This window comes from Leucobacter sp. M11, from assembly GCF_035726885.1.
Classification (GTDB): domain Bacteria; phylum Actinomycetota; class Actinomycetes; order Actinomycetales; family Microbacteriaceae; genus JAPFRB01.
This window is the reverse complement of the sequence record NZ_JAPFRB010000004.1, coordinates 271,522-273,730: the sequence shown is the minus strand read 5'-3', so window position 1 is coordinate 273,730 and position 2,209 is coordinate 271,522. Positions and strand designations below refer to the sequence as shown.

The 2,209-nt window shown below is 70.9% G+C and carries 3 protein-coding genes; 2 read left to right on the top strand and 1 reads right to left on the bottom strand.

The features are described 5' to 3' along the window. The coding region (locus OOT08_RS13330) for a N5-glutamine methyltransferase family protein (protein ID WP_325093240.1) at positions 1-823 on the bottom strand (823 nt) is incomplete at its 3' end. A 225-nt stretch (positions 824-1,048) separates the two neighbouring features. On the opposite strand from OOT08_RS13330, the gene cysK reads away from it, so the two are divergent. Together cysK and OOT08_RS13320 are read left to right on the top strand one after the other, a co-directional pair. Continuing rightward, positions 1,049-1,984 carry a cysteine synthase A gene (gene cysK, locus OOT08_RS13325; protein ID WP_325093239.1) on the top strand — a complete coding sequence of 312 codons (936 nt, stop codon included), beginning with the start codon at positions 1,049-1,051 and terminating at the stop codon, positions 1,982-1,984. Position 1,985: 1 nt separating this feature from the next. After that, positions 1,986-2,209, top strand: a 224-nt coding sequence (locus OOT08_RS13320; protein ID WP_442916251.1) for a serine O-acetyltransferase, incomplete at its 3' end; no start/stop codon positions are given.

The following is a 2,209-nucleotide window of genomic DNA, read 5'->3' as shown; positions in this document are numbered from 1 at the left end:
CCCCCTGGAGCTCGCCGTGTTCCAGCACGAGCAGGCCCCCCGGCGCGACAAAGCGGAGCCCGATCTTGCTGATGTCGCGGATGATGTCGAGCCCGTCTTCCCCGCCGTAGAGGGCCAGCGCCGGGTCGTGCAAGCGAACCTCGGGGTCGCGCGGGATCGCGGCGTCCGGGACATAGGGCGGGTTCGAGATGAGCACCTGGAGCTTGCCCGCGTAGGGCGCAAGCGCCTCGGCGACCGCGCTGTGCCCGCCACCCGCGCTGTGCCCGCCACCTGCGCCGGGCAGCAGCTCCTGCAACTCCCCCGCGAGCAACGTCAGGTTCTCGGCCCCCTGCTCCGCGATGTTTCGCTCGGTCCAGACCCGGGCCTCCGGGCTCTTCTCGACCGCGAAGACGCGAGCCCGGGGCACCTCCGTGGCCATCGCGAGCGCGATGGCCCCGCTGCCCGTGCCGAGGTCAACCGCGACGGGCTCCGGCAGCGGGCTCGCCTCCAGCGCATCGATCGCGAACTGGACGACGCCCTCGGTCTCGGGCCGCGGCACGAACACCCCGGGCCCGACCCGCAGCTGCATCGACCGGAACGGGGCCTGCCCCGTAAGGTGCTGCAGCGGCACCCGCTCGGCCCGCTTCGCGATCATCGCCTGCGCGGCCTCGGCCTGCGGGTCCCCAATGCGCTCCCCCATCACGGCGAGCGCCTGCACCCGCCCCCGGCTCACCCCGAGGTGATGGGCCAGGATCAGCTCGGCGTCCACCTCCGGATCGGGCACGCCCGCCGCGGCGAGGCGCTCGCTGGCGGAGCGGAGCAGGGAGCGAAGATCGACGGGCACGGCCCACCTGGCCTTTCGGGATTGCTCTGCAACAGAGCAGGTCTGAGATTCGAGAGAAACGGGGATACGAGAAAACGGGTCTGGGCTCGAAGCCGTCTGGACTCGAAGCGGTCGGTAACAAAGCGTAAGTTAGGCTAATGGCAGGGATAACCTGTTGGCATGGGCGGCCTCGCACGAGGACGCCCCGACCATCGGCCAGATGCACGCTCACGGATTTGAGACACTATGACACGCACATTCGACAACATTACCCAAGCCTTCGGCAACACCCCCCTGGTTCGGCTGAACCGCGTCACCGAGGGCAGCGCCGCCACGGTGCTCGCCAAGCTCGAATTCTACAACCCGGGCGGCAGCGTCAAGGACCGCCTCGGCATCGCGATCGTTGACGCCGCCGAGCAAAGCGGCGAGCTCGCCGCCGGAGGCACCATCATCGAGGCGACCAGCGGCAACACCGGCATCGCCCTCGCCCTCGTCGGCGCGGCCCGCGGCTACCGCGTGATCCTCACGATGCCCGAGACCATGAGCGTCGAGCGCCGCCTGCTCGCGCGCGCCTACGGGGCCGAGATCGTGCTCACCGAGGGCCCCCTCGGCATGCGCGGCGCGGTCGAGAAGGCCGAGCAGCTCGCCGCCGAGACCCCCGGCGCCGTGCTCGCACGCCAGTTCCAGAACCCCGCGAACCCCGCGATCCACCGGGCGACGACCGCCGAGGAGATCTGGGCCGACACGGACGGCGCCGTGGACATCGTCGTCGCCGGCATCGGCACCGGCGGCACGATCACCGGCATCGGCCAGGCGCTGAAGGAAAAGAAGCCCGGCCTGAGCGTCGTCGCCGTCGAGCCCATCGACTCCCCCCTGCTCAGCGAGGGGAAGGCGGGCCCGCACAAGATCCAGGGCATCGGCGCGAACTTCGTGCCGGAGGTCCTGGACACCGAGGTCTACGACGAGGTCTTCGATGTGACCCTGGAGGACTCCCTGCGCACCGCGCGCGCCCTGGCCGCGCAGGAGGGCATCCTCGCCGGGATCTCCTCCGGGGCCGCGGTGCACGCCGCGCTCGAGGTGGCCAAGCGCCCCGAGAACGCGGGGAAGACCGTCGTCGTCATCGTGCCGGACTTCGGCGAGCGATACCTCTCCACCGCGCTGTACGAAGACCTGAAGGACTAGCTTGTCGCTGTTTGCCCGAGTGCGCGAGGATATCGCCGCCGCGAAGCTCCGCGACCCCGCGGCCCGGGGCTCCCTGGAGATCTTCCTCGTGTACTCGGGCCTGCACGCCGTGTGGTGGCACCGGGCCAGCCACGGCCTCTGGCGGCGGGGCCTGCGCACCCTGCCCCGGCTGCTCTCCCAGCTCACCCGTTTCTTCACGGGCATCGAGATCCACCCGGGCGCGAC